This is a genomic window from Bradyrhizobium sp. LTSP885 (genome assembly GCF_000938305.1).
Lineage (GTDB): Bacteria > Pseudomonadota > Alphaproteobacteria > Rhizobiales > Xanthobacteraceae > Bradyrhizobium.
In genome coordinates, this window is sequence record NZ_JYMT01000011.1 from 75,081 (window position 1) to 91,859 (window position 16,779).

Here is a 16,779-nt window from a genome sequence, read left to right on the forward strand (position 1 = left end):
TCCTAACCGCGCCTTGGGTTGTGGTCCCGTACAAGGGCACCCGCAGGGTCAGGAAAATGTCAACGAACGACGATATGCCGGAACACCGATGGCTGTCGATAGCAGGTGTGCTGCGCGCCACAAGGCTCGGCGCCATTCAATGGCTCGTGCTGAGTGCTGCGCTGCTGGTGCTCGCGATCACGCTCGGCACCGGCTACCTTGCCTTGCAGTACCGCCAACGCGCGTTGCAGGTTTCCGAGCGCGAGCTCGACAACACGGCGCTGCTGCTGTCGCGGCATTTCGATCAGCAGCTCAGCGATCTCCAGCATGTCCACGATGACATCGTGAGCTATATGCAGACGGGGCAGATCGAGACCGCCGATCAATTCGAAAAGAACATGTCGTTGTTGAGCGCGCACGAAATGCTGCGCACCCGCCTGGCGACGCTGCCGCACGTCGGCGGCCTCAGTCTCTTCAATGCCAAGGGATGGCTGATCAACTCGTCCGAGATGTGGCCGGTGCCTGATGTGAGCATCGCGGAGCGGCGCTATTTTCGAGAATTCACCTCGGGAAAGCCGACACCCGACGTCATCGTCGAACCGGCGATGAGCAAGGTGACGGGAAACTGGACCACGATCTTCGCGCGCAAGATCACGGGGCGTAACGGCGAGATTATCGGGTTTGCCAGCCGCGGCGTCGAACCTAGCCATTTCGAGGACTTCGTCGCCTCGCTGGCCCTGAATGGCGACACCGTGATCTCGATGATTCATCGGGACGGCACCATCATCGCGCGCTACCCGCAGGATACCAGTGTCGTCGGCCGCAACATCATCGACCAGCCGCAGTTCCGGAAGGTCCTGAGCCAGGGCGGCAACAGTTCGGGCCGCTTCTTCAACTCGCAGGGCGAGGAGAACGTCGGGGCCGTCAAAGCGCTGTCCCACTTTCCGATCCTGATTCTTGCGACGACCAGAGTGTCGAGCGCGCTGGATGACTGGCGCGCGCAGACCAAGCTGGAGTTCTTCGCCGCGGTTCTCGCCGTGGTCGTCGTCATCATCATGATCTTCCTGATCGTACGCCAGCTGAGACAACAGCACGATGCCGCGCAGCGCCGGCTGTCCGAGAAGAGCCAGCACCTCGACACCGCCATCAACAACATGACCCAGGGGCTCCTGCTGTTCGACGCCTCGTCACGGCTCGTGATCTGCAATCAGCGATATATCGACATGTTCGGCATCTCGCCCGAGGTCGCCAAGCCCGGATGTCACCTGCGCGATCTGATCCTGCATCGGCAGGCGACCGGCTCCTTCGTCGGCGACGTCGACGAATATTGCGCTCGGTTCACGAATCGGGACGGCGACAACGTCCAGGACACCACGGTCACGACGCCCGACGGCCGCAACATCCGCCTGATCTACAAGCGCTCGCCCGATGGCGGCTGGGCCACCACGCTCGAGGATGTCACCGAGGGGCGGCGGGTGCAGGCGCGGATCGAACATCTCGCACATTACGATGTCCTGACCAATTTGCCCAACCGCACGCTGTTCCAGCGCCATGCAGAAGGGCTGCTGCTCGAGTCCGCTGCGCGCGCGTTCGCGATCCACTATATCGATATCGACGAGTTCAAGCGCATCAACGACACGCTCGGTCATCTGATCGGCGACGAATTCCTCAGAGGCGTTGCGGAGAAATTGCGCCAATCGATCGGACCGAACGACTTCATCGCGCGCCTCGGCGGCGATGAATTCGCCATCGTCCAGCACGACATCAATTCGGACGACGATGTCAGCGACCTGGTTGCGCGGATCTATCAGTCGCTGCGCGCGCCGTTCGACTGCTGCGGCCATCGCCTGTCGAGCGATGCGAGCATCGGGATCGCGGTCGCGCCGCGCCATGGCTCCGACCTGTTCGACCTGCTCAAGAGCGCCGATCTTGCGATGTACGCCGCCAAGGCGGCTGGCCGCAGGACCTATCGCTTCTTCGATCCCGCCATGGAGAAGCAGGCCAATCTGCGCCGCGAGCTGGAGGCGGACCTGCGAACCGCGCTGGCCGAGGCCAGCTTCGAACTTTACTACCAGCCGCTGGTCGACCTGCGCAGCAACGAGGTGACCGGCTGCGAGGCGCTGTTGCGCTGGCGCCACCCTGTCCGCGGCATGATCTCGCCGATGGAGTTTGTGCCGGTGGCCGAGGAGACCGGCCTGATCGAGGAGATCGGGCTGTGGGTGCTGCGCACCGCCTGCATCGAGGCGGCCGCCTGGCCGGCGCATGTGCGCGTCGCGGTCAACGTCTCGCCGGTCCAGTTCAAGTCGGAAACGCTGGCGCTGAAGGTCGCAGGCGTGCTCGCCGAGAGCGGGCTCGACCCGCGACGGCTCGAGCTCGAGATCACCGAGGCGGTGCTGATCGCCGACGACGATGCGGCGCTTGTCACGCTCGGCCAGCTCCGCGCGCTCGGCGTCCACATCGCGCTCGACGATTTCGGAACCGGATACTCGTCGCTGCAATATCTGCAGCGCTTCCCGTTCGACAAAATCAAGATCGATCGCTCTTTCGTCAAGGAAGTGGCCGGCAACTCCGGCTCGGCCTCGATCATCCGTGCGGTGGTCTCGATCGCCGCCGACCGCAACATGATCACGACCGCTGAAGGCGTCGAGACCGATCAGCAGCGCGACACCGTGCAGATGCTCGGGTGCACGCAGATGCAGGGCTATCTGTTCAGCAGGCCGGTTCCGGCGCAGGAAGTCCGGACGCTGCTGGCCGCCGCTGGTGTCGAGGACGCGGCGTAGCGGCTGCTGACTGCCATCATCGCATAGGACATCTGCTGGAACGGCATCGCCGGAACCGGGAACCCTTCTGCCGGAACCGAGTTCCCTTGCAGGGCTCGACCGGTAGGTAACCATGAAAGCCGCAGTAGCGTCAGCGGCTGTGCTGCTGTTTGCCTCTTGCACGGCAAACGCAGAGAGCGGCCTTGCGTCCTATTATCGTGGCATCGGCAGGAGTGGCGAAATGACCTGCGCACATCGCAGCAGACCTTTCGGCAGCATGGTCACGGTGTCCTACCGGGGGCGATCGATCCAGTGTCGTGTCAACGATCGCGGCCCGTTCATCCGCGGACGGATCATTGACGTCTCAACCGCGGCAGCCCGCGCGCTCGGCATTCTCGAACTCGGCGTCGCGCATGTGATGATCGAATAGGCTGCGATCGCGCGCAGCGTCATTACGCCTTCGAGGCGGTTGTCCGTTGCTCGACGATCGCCTTCCTGAGCGTGCGCGACAGCGCTTCGACCGAATAGGGCTTCTGGATCAATTCGAAGCCCGAATGGGCGTTCTCGGCGAGCACGTTGCTGTAGCCGCTGGTCAGCACCACGGGCAGGCCGGGAAACCGATCGCGGATGATTCCGGCGAGTTCGACGCCGTTCATGCCGGGCATGATCACGTCGGAGAACACGAGGTCGGCAGAGAACTCGTTCTCCGACAGGACTGCCAGCGCAGCATTGGCATTGGCGGCGCGCTTCACGGAATAGCCGAGGTCTTCAAGCAGCTCGGTGGAGAAGCGGCCGACATCGTCGTTGTCCTCCACGACGAGGACGCGATAGCCGCGGCCGATCGAGGTTTGCTCGTTGCCGGCGGAGGCGGCGACCTTCGCATCCGCGGGCCGCATCGCCTGCGGCAAATAGATGGTGAAGCTCGCGCCGTGTCCGGGCGTGCTGGTGACCTCGATGTCGCCGTCGGACTGCTTGACGAAGCCGAAGGCCTGGCTCAATCCGAGACCGGTTCCCTTGCCGACCTCCTTGGTCGTGAAGAACGGTTCGAAGATCGCGTCGAGATTTTCGGGCGAGATGCCGCTGCCGGTATCCTGGATCGAGATCGCGACGAAATCGCCGCTGCGCGAAGCCTGGGCGCGCAGCGCGGGGATGGTGTGGACCTTGCTGACTGCGATCGTCAGCTGGCCCTCGTTATCCATGGCATCGCGGCCGTTGACGGCCAGGTTGATCAGCGCGGTCTCGAACTGGCCGATATCCGCGATCGCAAAGCAGTCGGGATCGTCGATCCTGACCTCGATGTGGATCCGCCCGCCGACCAGCGGCCGGATCAATTGCGCCACGCTGTCGACCTGCGCACCGACGTTGAACACTTCGGGATTGAGCGGCTGCCGGCGCGCAAACGCGAGCAACTGGGCCGTCAGCTTGGAGGCGCGCTCCACGGTCTCCGAGATCGCATCGATGTAGCGGCGGCGGCGTTCGTCGGGGAGCTCGCGGCGGCGCAGGAAGTCGGTCGCGGAGCGGATGATGGTCAGGAGATTGTTGAAGTCGTGTGCGACGCCGCCGGTGAGCTGGCCGACCGCTTCCATCTTCTGCGACTGCCGCAAGGCTTCCTCGCCACGGCGGCGCTCGGTGATATCGATGGCTTCTGGCACCGCGCCGACAATCGTGCCGTGCCGGTCGTGCAGCGGCCGCATCTCGAAATCGAAGTAGCGCTCGCCGATCGGCAGCCGCAGCAGCATTTCGAGCTTGACGTCCTCGCCGCGCATCACCGTGGCGAAGGCGCCTTTGACCGCCTCGGGAATGCCTTCGGTCGCACTGAACCACGGCGTGTCCCAGAACGGCTTGCCGACGACGTCGGCTGGATCGGCACGGATGCCGGCCAGCGCGGTCCTGTTGGCGTACAGCAGGTCGCCATCCTGGTTGAGCAGCCCCTGGTATTGATGGCTGGTCTCGAAGATCGCGCGCAACTGCGCTTCGTTGGATTCGAGCTGCGCGGTACGCTCGGAGATCCGCCGCTCCAGCGACTCGTTGAGCTTCCGCAGCTCGATTTCGGCCTCCTTGGCGGCCGTGATGTCATGGGCGACGCCGATGAAGCCGATATGCTTGCCGTTCGGATCCCAGCGCGGCTGCGACTCAGAGCGCAGCCAGCGCCAATCGTCCGCGGCGTCCCTGTAGCGTGCCTCGAGCACGAATGGCTTGAGCGAGAGCTCACCCGTGATCTGCTCCTGCAGCATGCGGGGCAGATCGTCCGGATGCAGCGCCTTGCGCCAGTCGAACACGATCGCCTCCTCGAACGACAGGCCGAGAAAGTCGAGATAGGCCTGGTTGGCAAAGGAGCGCGTGCGGTCGAGCTTGGTCACCCAGATCGGAACCGGCGCGCTGTCGGCGATCAGGCGGAAGCGCTCCTCACTCTCGCGCAACGTCTCCTGCGCCAGCATCTGGTCGGTGACGTCGAGATCGGCGCCGACCAGGCGCAGCGCGCGGCCGCTGCGGTCGCGTTCGATCTTGGCGACGACGCGGATCCACTGGCTCTCGCCGTCGTTCGGGCGGATGATCCGGTACTCCGCCGTATAGTCCTCGCTTCGGCCCTTGAGCACGCCGAACAGGTGCTCGACCGTCCGCTCGCGGTCCTCGGGGTGAATTCGTCCGACCCAGTTCTCGTAGGTTTCATTGATTTCATCGGGCGGCAGCCCGTGCACCAGCAGATATTCGGGGGAGCGGCGGTTCCGCACGCCGTCGCGGAAATCGATCTCGAGCCCGCCGACCCGCGCGATGCGCTGGATTCGCGCGAGTTCGGCTTCGCGATCCTGCAATGCACGATGGGCTCGATCGCGTTCGCGCGCGATCTCCTCGAGATGCTGCCGCAGCCGTTCCGCGGCCGCGGCCTCGGGGAGCACATCGGAGGGATCGGGAGGGGTCATTCGTGCCGGCAACCTCGTGGGCTTAGTCTCACACAGGACGAGGCGGTTTTGCCAGCGGTGATTTTCTGCCGCTCACTTGCTCTTCGCACTGGGGCGGCAATTATAGGCCCTGCGGAACCCGGCGGCCTGCGCGTCCTCCTCCGAGCAGAACCAGCGATCCGGATTGGTTAAGCCCGGGTAACTGCGGCATGCCTGGAGGTGATAGATGCCGACATTGCCGGTGACGCGGGCGCGCACCGCGTACTTGCCCTTGATGTTGCAACTGGCCGGCATTGCGAGGTCGTCGGGAAACAGCGCCGCGCGGATCTGCGTGTCGCGGTCGGCCGGGCAGGAGTTGCCGAGCAGCGCGCCGTCTTTCTTGCCGCTGCGAAATTCGTGCGGCGCGACGAAGCAGCCTTTCCAAAGTCCCTGGCGGTCGTCCTTTGCAGCCGCTTCGTCCGGCTTGAAGCGGCCGGTGGCGGATGCCTCGACATTCAACGCATAGCCCTGGCGGACCAGCACCTGGCTCAGGCTGGTCGGATCGCCCTCGATCTTGCAGACGCCGAGGCGGCGCTTCTTTGCGGTGGGATCGACGCCGATATCGTCGCAATGAATGGGCTTGCCACCGATCAGCTTGGTCAACCGGTCGCGCGCTTCGACGCCGCAAGCCCAGGGATCGGCGTGCTCGTCGATGCAGGGCTGATCGACGGCCGGCGCGTCGATGCCGTCGAGGCGATAGGTCACATTGCCGAGCTGGATCGAGCTGCCGTCCTTGACGACCGCCGACGCGGCGAGGCCGGGATTCACAGGCAGCCATCCAAGCAGAAGTGCGATGGCGACGGGATTTCGGAACCGCATATTTTCACTTCAGGTCTTTGGCGGGCAGTCGAACTTCTAGCACAGGCTGGCGTGATCGAACCAAGGCCTGTTTGCAAGACGAGCATGCGAGACATCACATCCGGCGGTTGGTGCCGACCTGAAGCGCGAGGCATTGCAATTGAAGGATGCGCGCATGGCCGGTGGACCATTGGTGTCATCGTCGAGGTCATTGCTGACATCTGGACCCCGCGATGCCTCGCATGCTGGCGGAAGAAAGCTGGCGGAAGAAAAAGGCGCCCCAGAAGGCGACACCCGGCCAAAGATCCGATTGACTTGATGAGAACAAAATAGGAACATACGATCGCAATCGATCCCGGATACCCCCATGACGTCTGCACGGCCCGAATCTGACGACGATGACGGGCTGGAAGCGGCTGTCGATCAGGCCATCTCAGCTTGCGGCGGGGACATGCGCTCCACCATCCGCGCGCTGATCGTTGCCAACGAATTCCTGGAAAATGAGGTCGGCGAGCTGATGAAAGCGGTCGCGCGCGCCCATTCGCGTGGTCGCTTCCAGACCTATTCGGGCTGAAGCACCCCTCAGACTACCGCCAGACACCGGGCCGGCTCCCACGAGACCGTTGCCTCCGGTTCGTTTTGCTGTACCACGGGCTGGTGACGTCCAATCGCCCGTGCCAGATTGCGCGGGAGGGATCCTGCCCAAGTCGAAATCCAAGTCGAAAATCAAGTCGAAAAACCAAGCCAAAAGCCCAAGCAACAAAAGCATGTTCAAACGAATCCTGATCGCCAACCGCGGCGAGATTGCCTGCCGGGTCATCAAGACCGCTCGCCGTATGGGGATTGAGACGGTCGCCGTCTATTCCGAGGCCGACCGCGACGCGCTGCACGTCGAAATGGCCGATGAGGCCGTGCTGATCGGCCCGCCGGCCGCGGCCGAGAGCTACCTTCTGATCGACAAGATCGTCGAGGCCAGCCGCAAGACGGGCGCCGAGGCCGTGCATCCCGGCTACGGCTTCTTGTCCGAGCGCGAGGCGTTTCCGCGCGCGCTGGAGGCCGCCGGCATCGTGTTCATCGGCCCGAACCCCGGCGCGATCGCCGCGATGGGCGACAAGATCGAATCCAAGAAGGCCGCCGCCAAGGCCAATGTCTCGACCGTGCCGGGACATCTCGGCGTTATCGAGGACGACAAGCACGCGGTGCTGATCGCCGACGAGATCGGCTACCCCGTGATGATCAAGGCCTCCGCCGGCGGCGGCGGCAAGGGCATGCGCATCGCGCATTCGAAGGCGGAGGTCGCCGAGGGTTTTAGCCTTGCGAAGGCCGAGGCGAAATCCTCGTTCGGCGACGATCGCGTCTTCATCGAGAAATTCATCGTCAACCCGCGCCACATCGAAATCCAGGTGCTCGGCGACAAGCATGGCAACGTGATCTATCTCGGCGAGCGCGAATGCTCGATCCAGCGCCGCAACCAGAAGGTCATCGAGGAGGCGCCGTCGCCGCTGCTCGACGAGCAGACCCGCCGCAAGATGGGTGAGCAGGCGGTCGCGCTGGCCAAGGCCGTGAATTACGATTCGGCGGGCACGGTGGAATTCGTCGCCGGCCAGGACAAGAGCTTCTTCTTCCTGGAGATGAACACGCGCCTGCAGGTCGAGCATCCCGTGACCGAACTGATCACCGGCGTCGACCTCGTCGAGCAGATGATCCGCGTCGCCGCAGGCGAGAAGCTTGGTCTCGCGCAGAAGGACGTGACGCTGACCGGCTGGGCGGTGGAATCGCGCGTCTATGCCGAGGATCCGTTCCGCAACTTCCTGCCGTCGATCGGGCGCCTGGTGAAGTATCGCCCGCCGGCGGAAGCAAGCCATGACGGCATCACCATCCGCAACGACACCGGCGTGCAGGAAGGCGGCGAGATCTCGATCTATTACGATCCGATGATCGCCAAGCTCGTCACCCACGCCCCGTCGCGTGCGGCCGCGATCGAGGCGCAGGCGACCGCGCTCGATGCGTTCTATATCGACGGCATCAGGCACAACATCCCGTTCCTGTCGGCCTTGATGAACCATCCGCGTTGGCGCGAGGGTCGGCTCTCGACTGGCTTCATCGCGGAGGAATTCCCGAAGGGATTTTCGGCGCGATCACCGGAGGGCGAGATCGCGCGCCGGCTGGCCGCGGTCGGCGCCGCGATCGATCACGTGCTCGGCGAACGCAAGCGGCAGATTTCCGGCCAGATGGGCGGCCGCGTGGTCCAGCGCGAGCGCCGCCGCGCGGTGTGGCTCGATCGCGCCGAGATCGCGCTCGACGTCGCGCGTGAGGGTGATGCGATCGCAGTGCGCTTCGTCGGCGCTGACGGCTTGCCGGGCAACCCGCACAATTTGGTGTCGACCTGGGCACCGGGCGAACCGGTCTGGCAGGGCACGATCGACGGCAATCTGGTCGCCTTGCAGGTGCGTGCAATCAACAACGGCTTCCGCCTGGCCCACCAGGGCTTCGAGGTTCCGGTCTATGTCTTTACCGAGGCCGAGGCGGCATCAGCGCGGCTGATGCCGGTGACCACGGCGGCCGACACCGGCAAGAAGCTGCTATGTCCGATGCCCGGGCTCGTGGTGTCGATCGCGGTGACCGAGGGGCAGGAGGTCAAGGCCGGCGAGACGCTGGCCGTGATCGAAGCGATGAAGATGCAGAACGTGCTGCGCGCCGAGCGCGACGGCACGGTCAAGAAGGTCCACGCCGCGGCCGGTGCCACGCTCGCGGTCGACGCACTGATTTTGGAGTTCGCGTAGACTTCGTCATTTCGGGATGGTGAGGTAGCACCAGACCGCAGGTGAGCAATCGCGCACCGGGGAATCTCGAGATTCCGGGTTCGATGCTTCGCATCGCCCCGGAATGACGGAGAAGGGGAATAGCAAATGGCCTTCCGTCAACGCCGAGAGAAATTACGTTCTATCCTCAACGGTTCGACCTGCATCCGTCCGGGCTCGGTCTATGACGCGACCTCAATCCGGATCGCCGAGGATCTCGGCTTTGAGCTCGGCATGTTCGGCGGCTCGGTGGCGTCGCTCGCGGTGCTCGGCGACCCCGACATCGCGCTGATCACGCTGACCGAGCTTGCCGAGCAGATGCGGCGGCTGTCGCGCGCATCGGCCTTGCCCGTGCTCGTCGATGCCGACCATGGCTACGGCAACGCGCTCAATGTTCGCCGCACCGTGCAGGAGCTCGAAACCGCCGGCGCCGCCGGCCTCACCATCGAGGATACGCTGCTGCCGCAGGCGTTCGGGGAGGCGAAGACGCAACTGATCTCGCTGGAGGAGGGCGTCGGCAAGATGAAGGCCGCGCTCGACGGCCGCGGCGATCCCTCGCTCGTCGTCATTGGACGTACCGGTGCCGTCTCGATCACCAATCTCGACGATGCGATCGCGCGTGCCAGGGCCTATGAAGCCGTCGGCGTCGATGCGCTGTTCTTCACCGGCATCAAGGCGCGCGGCGAACTGGAGGCGATCTCGGCTGCGACGACGCTGCCGATCGTGCTCGGTGGCGCGCCGGAGGAGATGACCGCGCTGGACTATCTGGCAGGCCAACGCGTCCGGATCGCGCTGCAGGGCCACGCACCGTTCGCGGCCGCGACCCAGGCCGTGTACGAAACCTTGAAGGCGCTGCGCGAGGGCGCCTCGCCGAAGACTCTCAAGGGCATCGCCTCGTCCGAGCTGACCGGCCGCGTGATGCGCGAGGCTGAGACCAAGGCGCGTAGCGGCGAGTTCCTTGGCCTGAAAAAATGAACGGCGTGATCCATCACGTCATGGTTCGCGGCCGCGTGCAGGGCGTCGGCTATCGTGCCTGGGTCGCGGAGCTGGCGACGTCGCGCGGCCTCGACGGCTGGGTCCGCAATCGCCGCGACGGTAGCGTGGAGGCGGTGTTTTCGGGCGCCGAAGATGTCGTCTCCGGGATGGTCGCGACGTGTCGGCGCGGTCCGGTCTCGGCGCGCGTGGATGCCGTGCAGGTGGAGACAGGCAATTCCGATCTGTTGAACCTGCGCCGGGCAGGGGAGCGGTTCTCGTTCCTGCCCACGGTCTGACCGCCACGACCCGTTCACCGTCAGCGTTGGAGACGACAGCAGCCGGGCCCGACCTGGCTCTTGACTTCCGCTCCGAACTATCTGATATTTCTGTTATGACAGAAATAACCGCCAAGAAGAAACTTCCCGCCGCCGTCGAGCGCTTCATCCTGCATTGGGGCGACATGGGCGACGAGTGGGGGGTGAACCGCTCGGTCAGCCAGATCCACGGGCTGCTCTATCTGGCGGAAACGCCGATGACCGCCGAGGACATCGCCGAGACGCTCGGCATGGCGCGCTCCAATGTCTCCAACTCGATCAAGGAATTGCTGTCCTGGGGATTGATCCGGCGCGTGCCGATCCTCGGCGACCGCCGCGATCACTTCGAGGCCGAGACCGACATCTGGGAGGTCGCGGCGCGGATCGCGGCCGGGCGCAAGGAACGCGAGATCGATCCCGCAGTCGACGCCTTGCGGGCCTGCGTCTCCGATGCCGCCGACGATCCGACCATCAGCCCGGTCGCCAGCAAGCGTCTGAAGGAGATGTTGGCTTTCACCGAGCTGGTCGACCGTTGGTACGCCCAGATGCTGAATGTGCCGCGTCCGCGCCTGGTCGCGCTGATCAAGCTCGGCGAGAAGATCGTGAGTTTCCTCCCCATGGGCAAAGCCAAATAGGGACAGCGCGGTACGGGAGTGTGCGATGGCGTCCGCAAGAAGATCCAGCCTCAGAACATCGCCGGTCTCCGATCCAAAGCTGCTCGACGATCGTCGTTTCCATGCACTGCTGCCGGACGAGGATTGGGGCCGCCTGCCGCTGGCGATCTGGCGGCGATTTTCAAAGCGTGTCGCGGACGGCAACAGCGTCGTCTATGTCGGCGAGGTCGAAGAGGCCTGGTCGAACCGGCTTGGCTGGTGGCTGGCGCAGGCCGCGCGTTTGATCGGTGGACCGCTGCCGACGGGCACCGAGACGCGCGTGCCGATGATCGTCACAGTGACCGAGGACGCGGCAAGCGGCGGCCAGATATGGACCCGCATCTGCGCGCGCCGCGACGGCTTTCCGCAGGTCATTCATTCCGCAAAACGTTTCGCCGGTCCGACCGGGCTCGAGGAATATGTCGGCTTCGGCATCAGCATGGCGCTGCGCATTGCGGTCGAGCATGAGGCGCTGGTGTTCCACAGTGTCAGTTACGCGCTGCAGGTCGGCCGCCTGCTGCGGCTGTCGCTGCCGGTCTGGCTGACGCCCGGCGATCTCACCGTCACCCACTCCGATCTCGGTGGCGGCGACTTCCGCTTCACGCTCGAGATCATCCACCCTCGTTTTGGCCGGCTGATCCGTCAGTCCGCCGTGTTCAGGGAGGCCTCGTCATGACGCCGTTGCTGTGGACCCTGGTTACGATCCAGATCGCGATGGGTGCGTTCGATACCTTCTATCACCATGAATTCACCGAGCGGCTGGCCTGGCGCCCCTCGCAGCGTCACGAGCTGAAGCTGCACAGCCTCCGCAACATGCTCTATGCGCTGTTGTTCCTGGTGCTCGGATGGCTGGAGGTGCACGGCATCTTTGCGATCGCAATCATCGCAGTGCTGGTGGTCGAGGTCGTCATCACGCTGATGGATTTCGTCGAGGAGGATCTGAGCCGAAAGCTGCCGCCGAGCGAGCGGATCAATCACACGCTGCTCGCGATCAATTACGGCGCCATTCTCCTGCTGTTGCTGCCGGTCCTGATCGACTGGGCGATGCGGCCGACTGCGATTGAACCCGCCTATGTTGGGCTACTGAGCGTCTTCGCGACCGCCTCGGCGATCGGCGCAGCTGTCTTTGGCGTGAGGGATATTGCCGCTGCCAGGCGGCTCGGGCGGATGACCAGCGTGCCTGCAGCAACTCTCGTCGACAAATGGCCGGCACGGCAGACCGTGCTTGTCACCGGCGCGACCGGCTTCATCGGCAGCCGGCTTGTCGCAAGCCTCACGTCATCAGGCCATCAGGTGATTGCGCTGATCCGCAATCCGGCCAAGGCCGAGATGCTGCGGCCGCCGATCACGCTGATCACCAGCCTTGACCAGTTGCCGGCGGAGACGAGGATCGATGCAATCGTCAACCTCGCGGGCGAGCCGATCGGCAATGGGCTGTGGACCGAGACCAAGCGCCGCGAAATCCTGACGTCACGCGTCAACATGACCACGGATATCGTCAGGCTGATCGCGCGGCTCGATCGCAAACCATCCGTGCTGGTGAGTGGATCCGCGATCGGCTGGTACGGGCTCTGGCAGGACCAGGTGCTGACCGAATCGGCGAAATCACACGCCTGCTTCAGCCACGAGCTGTGCGAAGCTTGGGAGAGTGCGGCCAAGCCCGCCGGCGATCTCGGCGTGCGTGTGGTGTATCTGCGCGTCGGTCTCGTGATCGGAACCGATGGCGGCTTTATCACGCGGATGCTGACGCCGTTTGAATTCGGTCTCGGTGGTCCGATCGGTTCGGGCAAGCAATGGATGTCATGGATCGAGCGCGACGATCTCGTGCGTCTGATCGCGCACCTGATCGCCAAGCCCGAACTGTCCGGGCCGATCAATGCGACCGCACCGATCCCCGTCACCAACACGACGTTCACGGAGGAGTTGGGACGCTGCCTGCACCGACCCGCGATTGTCCGGATTCCCGCCGCGCTGCTCCGTTCCGTCGGTGGCGACTTTGCAGAAGAGCTCCTGCTCGGCGGCCAGCGCGTGCTGCCGAACAAGGCACTGAGCAACGGCTTTGTGTTCCGACACGAAACGCTCCGCAGCGCATTCGAGGCGATTTTGTAGCACGCATGTTAGGCTGCCGCGGCGACGCTCCTGAACGTCGCCGCCAGCGTGCGCAATGCCGCCAGTTTGGCGGGATCGCTGACCTTTGAATGCAGCATCACCTTTGACGCGCCGAGCCGAGGCAATTTGTGCGCCGGCCCGATATCGACCAACCCCGGCGGCGCGATGCGACGGGCGAGGGGGGCGACGGCAAGACCTGCGAGCGCGGCGGCGACTACTGCGGTGACGCCGCCGCCGACGAAGCTTTCGGTCCAGGCGATGCCGGCCTTGTCGAGCGCGCGGACCGCCAAAGCGCGCACCCCGCAGGGCGGCGCCAATGTTGCGACCGGCAGCGCGTCGCCGCGCGGCCACACGAAGCGCCTGGTCGCGAACCAGCCGAACTCGTCCTCGGCCAGTTTCTCGCCGCCACGCCGGCTGCCTTCCTGGCGCACGATCACCGCGTCGAGCGCACCGGCATCGTAGGCGTCGAGCATCTCGCGCGAGAAGCCGATGGTCACCGCGAGCGCAAGCTGTGAGGCCGTCGCATGCAGCCGTTCCAGCAGCGGCACCAGCTCGGGACCGGCGGCATGATCGCTGATCCCGAGCGTGAGTTGTTGCCGCGCCGGCGTCTCGCCTGACAGCGCGCGATCATGCGCCTCCATCAGGGCGCGGGCGTGGTGCAGGAAGGCCGAGCCGTCGGCAGTCAGCCGCACCGCGCGCGGTGAGCGCTCGACCAGCCGCTTGCCAAGCACCGCTTCGAGCCGCTGCAGCTTCATGCTGATCGCGGCCTGCGTGATGCCGAGCGCTTCGGCGGCACGGGTGAAGCCTTGCAGTTCGGCGACGAGGAGGAAGGCCTGCACGGTATCGATGTCGAGCGTTGTCATGGATGATCAACAATCGTTATCATTGATATTGACATAGATAAGATACCAAGATGATGCGGAAAGGTCTAGTTGGAAGAGGCGCGGTTCACTCGCGCCAGCGGATTTCAAGGAGACCGATCATGCCCCTCATCACTGTCACCTACACAACCTCCCGCCAAACGCCCACGCTGAAGGCGGATATCGCCGCGGCCGTGTCCGAACTCACGGCCAGGATCCTGCACAAGGATCCCAGGGTCACCGCAATCATCGTGAAATCCGCCGATGCCGCCGGCTGGTTCGCGGGCGGAAAGTCGCTCGCCGAACAGAAGCTCGCGAGCTATTGGCTCGACATCCATGTGACCGAAGGCACCAATACCAAGGATGAGAAGGCGGCCTATCTCGCGGCCCTCTTCCAGCGGATGGAAGACCTGCTCGGTCCGCTCCACAACGAGACCTACGCGCATGTCGACGAGGTCAAGGGCGACGCCTATGGCTTCGGCGGCTTGACCCAGGAGCGTCGTTACATCGCCGGCAAGCTCGACGTCTCGCCGCAGAAGGCCGCTGCGTGATCGTGGCGGGCGCGTCGCTCCAGATTCTTGTTTTGACGCGTTTTCTTCACGCGAACCGGCATCCACTTCGCTCGAAAACGCTCTAGGGACACTGCGCGTTGATGGCGCTCTCGATCGTGGCAGTCCAGGCGGCGTATCCATCGGCACTGAGATGGACGCCGTCTGCGACCACCGGGCTTGTCTTTGTCTGCAGTGAGCCGACATCGATCAGCGGGATCGAACGATCGCGCGCGGTCTGCCGGATCGCCCGGTCGATCTCCGACAGGAGCGCTCGATCGATCTCGTCGGCCATCACGCCTGATGCTGCGACCGGCGTCAGCGACACCACAAAAACCTTGCCGGCGAGCGCGCCGGCCCGCTGCACGATCTCACGATAGGTTTCGGCAAACGGACGCCGGTCGACCCGAATGCTGTTGTTGATGCCGACCGAAATCACCAGCACGGCCGGAGCAAGCCGGATGCGGTCGAACGCCTCGACCAGCCGTAGCACGCCGCTGGCGACCGCGCCGCCATAGGCGGCATTGATCACGGGCCGGCCGCAGAGGGTCGGCGCGAAGTGTGCATCCTGCACGATGCTGTCGCCGACGAAGACGACTGCTTTCTCGCCGCCGTGCTGCGCCATGAAATCCTGGATATGCTGCAGGATCTCGTTTTCGCGGCGTTCGGCAATTGATGTGTCCAGCATGTGAAACGACAATCCGGCTACGACGAGAACGATAAAGGCGACCAGGAAGCGCTTGCGCATCGGATCACAGCGCGGCCGCTTCGCTGCCGGCTTTTGCAGCGGCACCGAACACCTCGGAAAACGCCTGCCGGAGTGCGACGTCGACATCGGCCATGGTGACGGGAAGCCCGAGATCGACCAGCGAGGTGACGCCGTAGCGGGGATCGACCACGCCGCATGGCACGATCGCCTGGAAATGCGACAGGTCCGGCTCGACATTGATGGCGATGCCGTGGAACGAGACCCAGCGGCGCAGGCGGACGCCGATCGCGGCAATCTTGTCCTCGAAGCCCAAGCCCTTGTCGGGGCGCCTGACCCAGACCCCGACGCGGTCCTCGCGGCGCTCGCCGCGGATGTTGAAGGCCGCGAGCGTGCGGATGATCCATTCCTCGAGCGAGGCGACATAGGCGCGCACGTCCGGCCGCCGCCGCTTCAGGTCGAGCATCACATAGCCGACCCGCTGGCCGGGGCCGTGATAGGTGAGCTGGCCGCCACGGCCGCTCTGAAACAGCGGAAAACGGGGATTCAGCAGGTCATCGTCCCTGCCGCTGGTTCCCGAGGTGTAGAGCGGCGGGTGCTCCAGCAGCCACACCAGCTCCGGCGCGCTCCCAGCGGCAATATCCGCCACCCTTGCGTCCATTTCGGCAAGGGAATCGGGATAGGGGACGGGACGGTCCGAAACCTGCCATTCGACCGCGCCGCTGCCCGGGGGCAGGGCAAAAGTCGTCAAATCAAGGCTTTGGCGGTCGTTAACCATTGGCTAACCCTAACGTGATCAGTTGAACTCACAATTTAGTTCCAGTTCGGCGGTTCAGAAGTGCCCACGCTCGATAAAGTCAGCGTTGATCTCATGGTGGTCCTCGGCACGACCACCATGCCTATCCACCAGGTGATGCGGCTGTCCCGCGGCGCCATCATCGAACTGGACGCCACCGAGGCTGACGAGGTCAAGATCCTCGCCAACAACCTTCCGGTGGCCAGCGGCGTGGTCCTGGTCGACCGCAACCGGATCGCGGTCGAGGTCAAGCAAATGCTGCCGAAATTGCCCGGTGTTCGGTAGTTAATTCCGTCACCAACCGCCTTGTCCCTGCATCTCTGATTTGTTAAATGGCCCCGTCGATCCGGCTGATCCCCATGGGGTCCAAGCCGGAATCCCCAGCGCTCGTGGCGGAATTGGTAGACGCGCTGCCTTGAGGTGGCAGTGAGTAAAATCGTGGGGGTTCGAGTCCCTCCGAGCGCACCAACAATATCAGCATAATTTCGGCTTGCCCGACCGTGTCGGGGAGCAGGATGCACCATGCCCGCCTGCTTGCACCC

Annotated in this window: 16 protein-coding genes and 1 tRNA gene; 12 read left to right on the forward strand and 5 right to left on the reverse strand. The window is 64.4% G+C overall.

Going from position 1 to position 16,779, the window contains the following annotated elements:
- The first annotated feature begins 56 nt into the window (after positions 1–56).
- Positions 57–2,759, forward strand: coding sequence for a bifunctional diguanylate cyclase/phosphodiesterase (locus tag UP09_RS07755; protein WP_044537499.1), 2,703 nt, complete (start codon positions 57–59; stop codon positions 2,757–2,759).
- A gap of 112 nt (positions 2,760–2,871) precedes the next feature.
- Positions 2,872–3,168, forward strand: a complete 297-nt coding sequence (locus UP09_RS07760; protein WP_044537500.1) for a septal ring lytic transglycosylase RlpA family protein — start codon at positions 2,872–2,874, stop codon at positions 3,166–3,168.
- 22 nt (positions 3,169–3,190) lie between these two features.
- Here the strand turns inward: UP09_RS07760 and UP09_RS07765 are convergent, their stop codons facing one another.
- Together UP09_RS07765 and UP09_RS07770 are read right to left on the reverse strand one after the other, a co-directional pair.
- Positions 3,191–5,659, reverse strand: a complete 2,469-nt coding sequence (locus UP09_RS07765; protein WP_044537501.1) for a PAS domain-containing hybrid sensor histidine kinase/response regulator — start codon at positions 5,657–5,659, stop codon at positions 3,191–3,193.
- A 72-nt stretch (positions 5,660–5,731) separates the two neighbouring features.
- Positions 5,732–6,496 (reverse strand): thermonuclease family protein, encoded by a 765-nt coding sequence (locus UP09_RS07770; protein WP_044537502.1) that lies wholly within the window; start codon positions 6,494–6,496, stop codon positions 5,732–5,734.
- A gap of 346 nt (positions 6,497–6,842) precedes the next feature.
- Between UP09_RS07770 and UP09_RS07775 the strand changes: the two genes are divergently transcribed.
- From UP09_RS07775 to UP09_RS07805, 7 genes are all read left to right on the forward strand, one after another.
- Positions 6,843–7,049: a hypothetical protein gene (locus UP09_RS07775; protein ID WP_044537503.1), complete on the forward strand. Its 207-nt coding sequence runs from the start codon at positions 6,843–6,845 to the stop codon at positions 7,047–7,049.
- A gap of 193 nt (positions 7,050–7,242) precedes the next feature.
- Positions 7,243–9,258 carry an acetyl-CoA carboxylase biotin carboxylase subunit gene (locus tag UP09_RS07780; protein ID WP_044537504.1) on the forward strand — a complete coding sequence of 672 codons (2,016 nt, stop codon included), beginning with the start codon at positions 7,243–7,245 and terminating at the stop codon, positions 9,256–9,258.
- 126 nt (positions 9,259–9,384) lie between these two features.
- Positions 9,385–10,251: an isocitrate lyase/PEP mutase family protein gene (locus UP09_RS07785; RefSeq protein WP_044537505.1), complete on the forward strand. Its 867-nt coding sequence runs from the start codon at positions 9,385–9,387 to the stop codon at positions 10,249–10,251.
- On the forward strand, positions 10,248–10,547 hold the full coding sequence (locus UP09_RS07790; RefSeq protein ID WP_044537506.1) for an acylphosphatase: 300 nt from the start codon (positions 10,248–10,250) through the stop codon (positions 10,545–10,547). Before UP09_RS07785 ends, UP09_RS07790 begins: the two co-directional genes overlap by 4 nt.
- A gap of 95 nt (positions 10,548–10,642) precedes the next feature.
- Entirely contained in the window at positions 10,643–11,200 is a 558-nt protein-coding gene (locus tag UP09_RS07795) for a GbsR/MarR family transcriptional regulator (protein WP_044537507.1), read from the forward strand.
- 25 nt (positions 11,201–11,225) lie between these two features.
- Positions 11,226–11,894 carry a DUF4166 domain-containing protein gene (locus UP09_RS07800; protein ID WP_044537508.1) on the forward strand — a complete coding sequence of 223 codons (669 nt, stop codon included), beginning with the start codon at positions 11,226–11,228 and terminating at the stop codon, positions 11,892–11,894.
- Positions 11,891–13,327, forward strand: a complete 1,437-nt coding sequence (locus tag UP09_RS07805) for a TIGR01777 family oxidoreductase (RefSeq protein ID WP_044537509.1) — start codon at positions 11,891–11,893, stop codon at positions 13,325–13,327. Before UP09_RS07800 ends, UP09_RS07805 begins: the two co-directional genes overlap by 4 nt.
- Before the next feature lie 8 nt (positions 13,328–13,335).
- Here the strand turns inward: UP09_RS07805 and UP09_RS07810 are convergent, their stop codons facing one another.
- A complete protein-coding gene (locus UP09_RS07810; RefSeq protein ID WP_044537510.1) occupies positions 13,336–14,190 on the reverse strand; it encodes a LysR family transcriptional regulator in 855 nt (284 codons plus the stop codon).
- 119 nt (positions 14,191–14,309) lie between these two features.
- Here UP09_RS07810 and UP09_RS07815 point away from each other — a divergent pair, with 119 nt between their 5' ends.
- Positions 14,310–14,738, forward strand: coding sequence for a tautomerase family protein (locus UP09_RS07815; RefSeq protein ID WP_044537511.1), 429 nt, complete (start codon positions 14,310–14,312; stop codon positions 14,736–14,738).
- An 82-nt stretch (positions 14,739–14,820) separates the two neighbouring features.
- Here UP09_RS07815 and UP09_RS07820 read toward each other — a convergent pair whose 3' ends face one another.
- Both UP09_RS07820 and lipB read right to left on the reverse strand, forming a co-directional pair.
- Positions 14,821–15,528 carry an SGNH/GDSL hydrolase family protein gene (locus UP09_RS07820; protein WP_245301804.1) on the reverse strand — a complete coding sequence of 236 codons (708 nt, stop codon included), beginning with the start codon at positions 15,526–15,528 and terminating at the stop codon, positions 14,821–14,823.
- Positions 15,488–16,219, reverse strand: a complete 732-nt coding sequence (gene lipB, locus UP09_RS07825; protein WP_044537513.1) for a lipoyl(octanoyl) transferase LipB — start codon at positions 16,217–16,219, stop codon at positions 15,488–15,490. Before lipB ends, UP09_RS07820 begins: the two co-directional genes overlap by 41 nt.
- Positions 16,220–16,279: 60 nt before the next feature.
- Here lipB and UP09_RS07830 point away from each other — a divergent pair, with 60 nt between their 5' ends.
- Both UP09_RS07830 and UP09_RS07835 read left to right on the forward strand, forming a co-directional pair.
- The gene (locus UP09_RS07830) at positions 16,280–16,522 is read left to right on the forward strand and encodes a FliM/FliN family flagellar motor switch protein (RefSeq protein WP_044537514.1); all 243 of its coding nucleotides are present in this window, start codon (positions 16,280–16,282) and stop codon (positions 16,520–16,522) included.
- A gap of 98 nt (positions 16,523–16,620) precedes the next feature.
- A tRNA-Leu gene (locus UP09_RS07835) sits at positions 16,621–16,705 on the forward strand.
- The last annotated feature ends 74 nt before the right edge of the window (positions 16,706–16,779 follow it).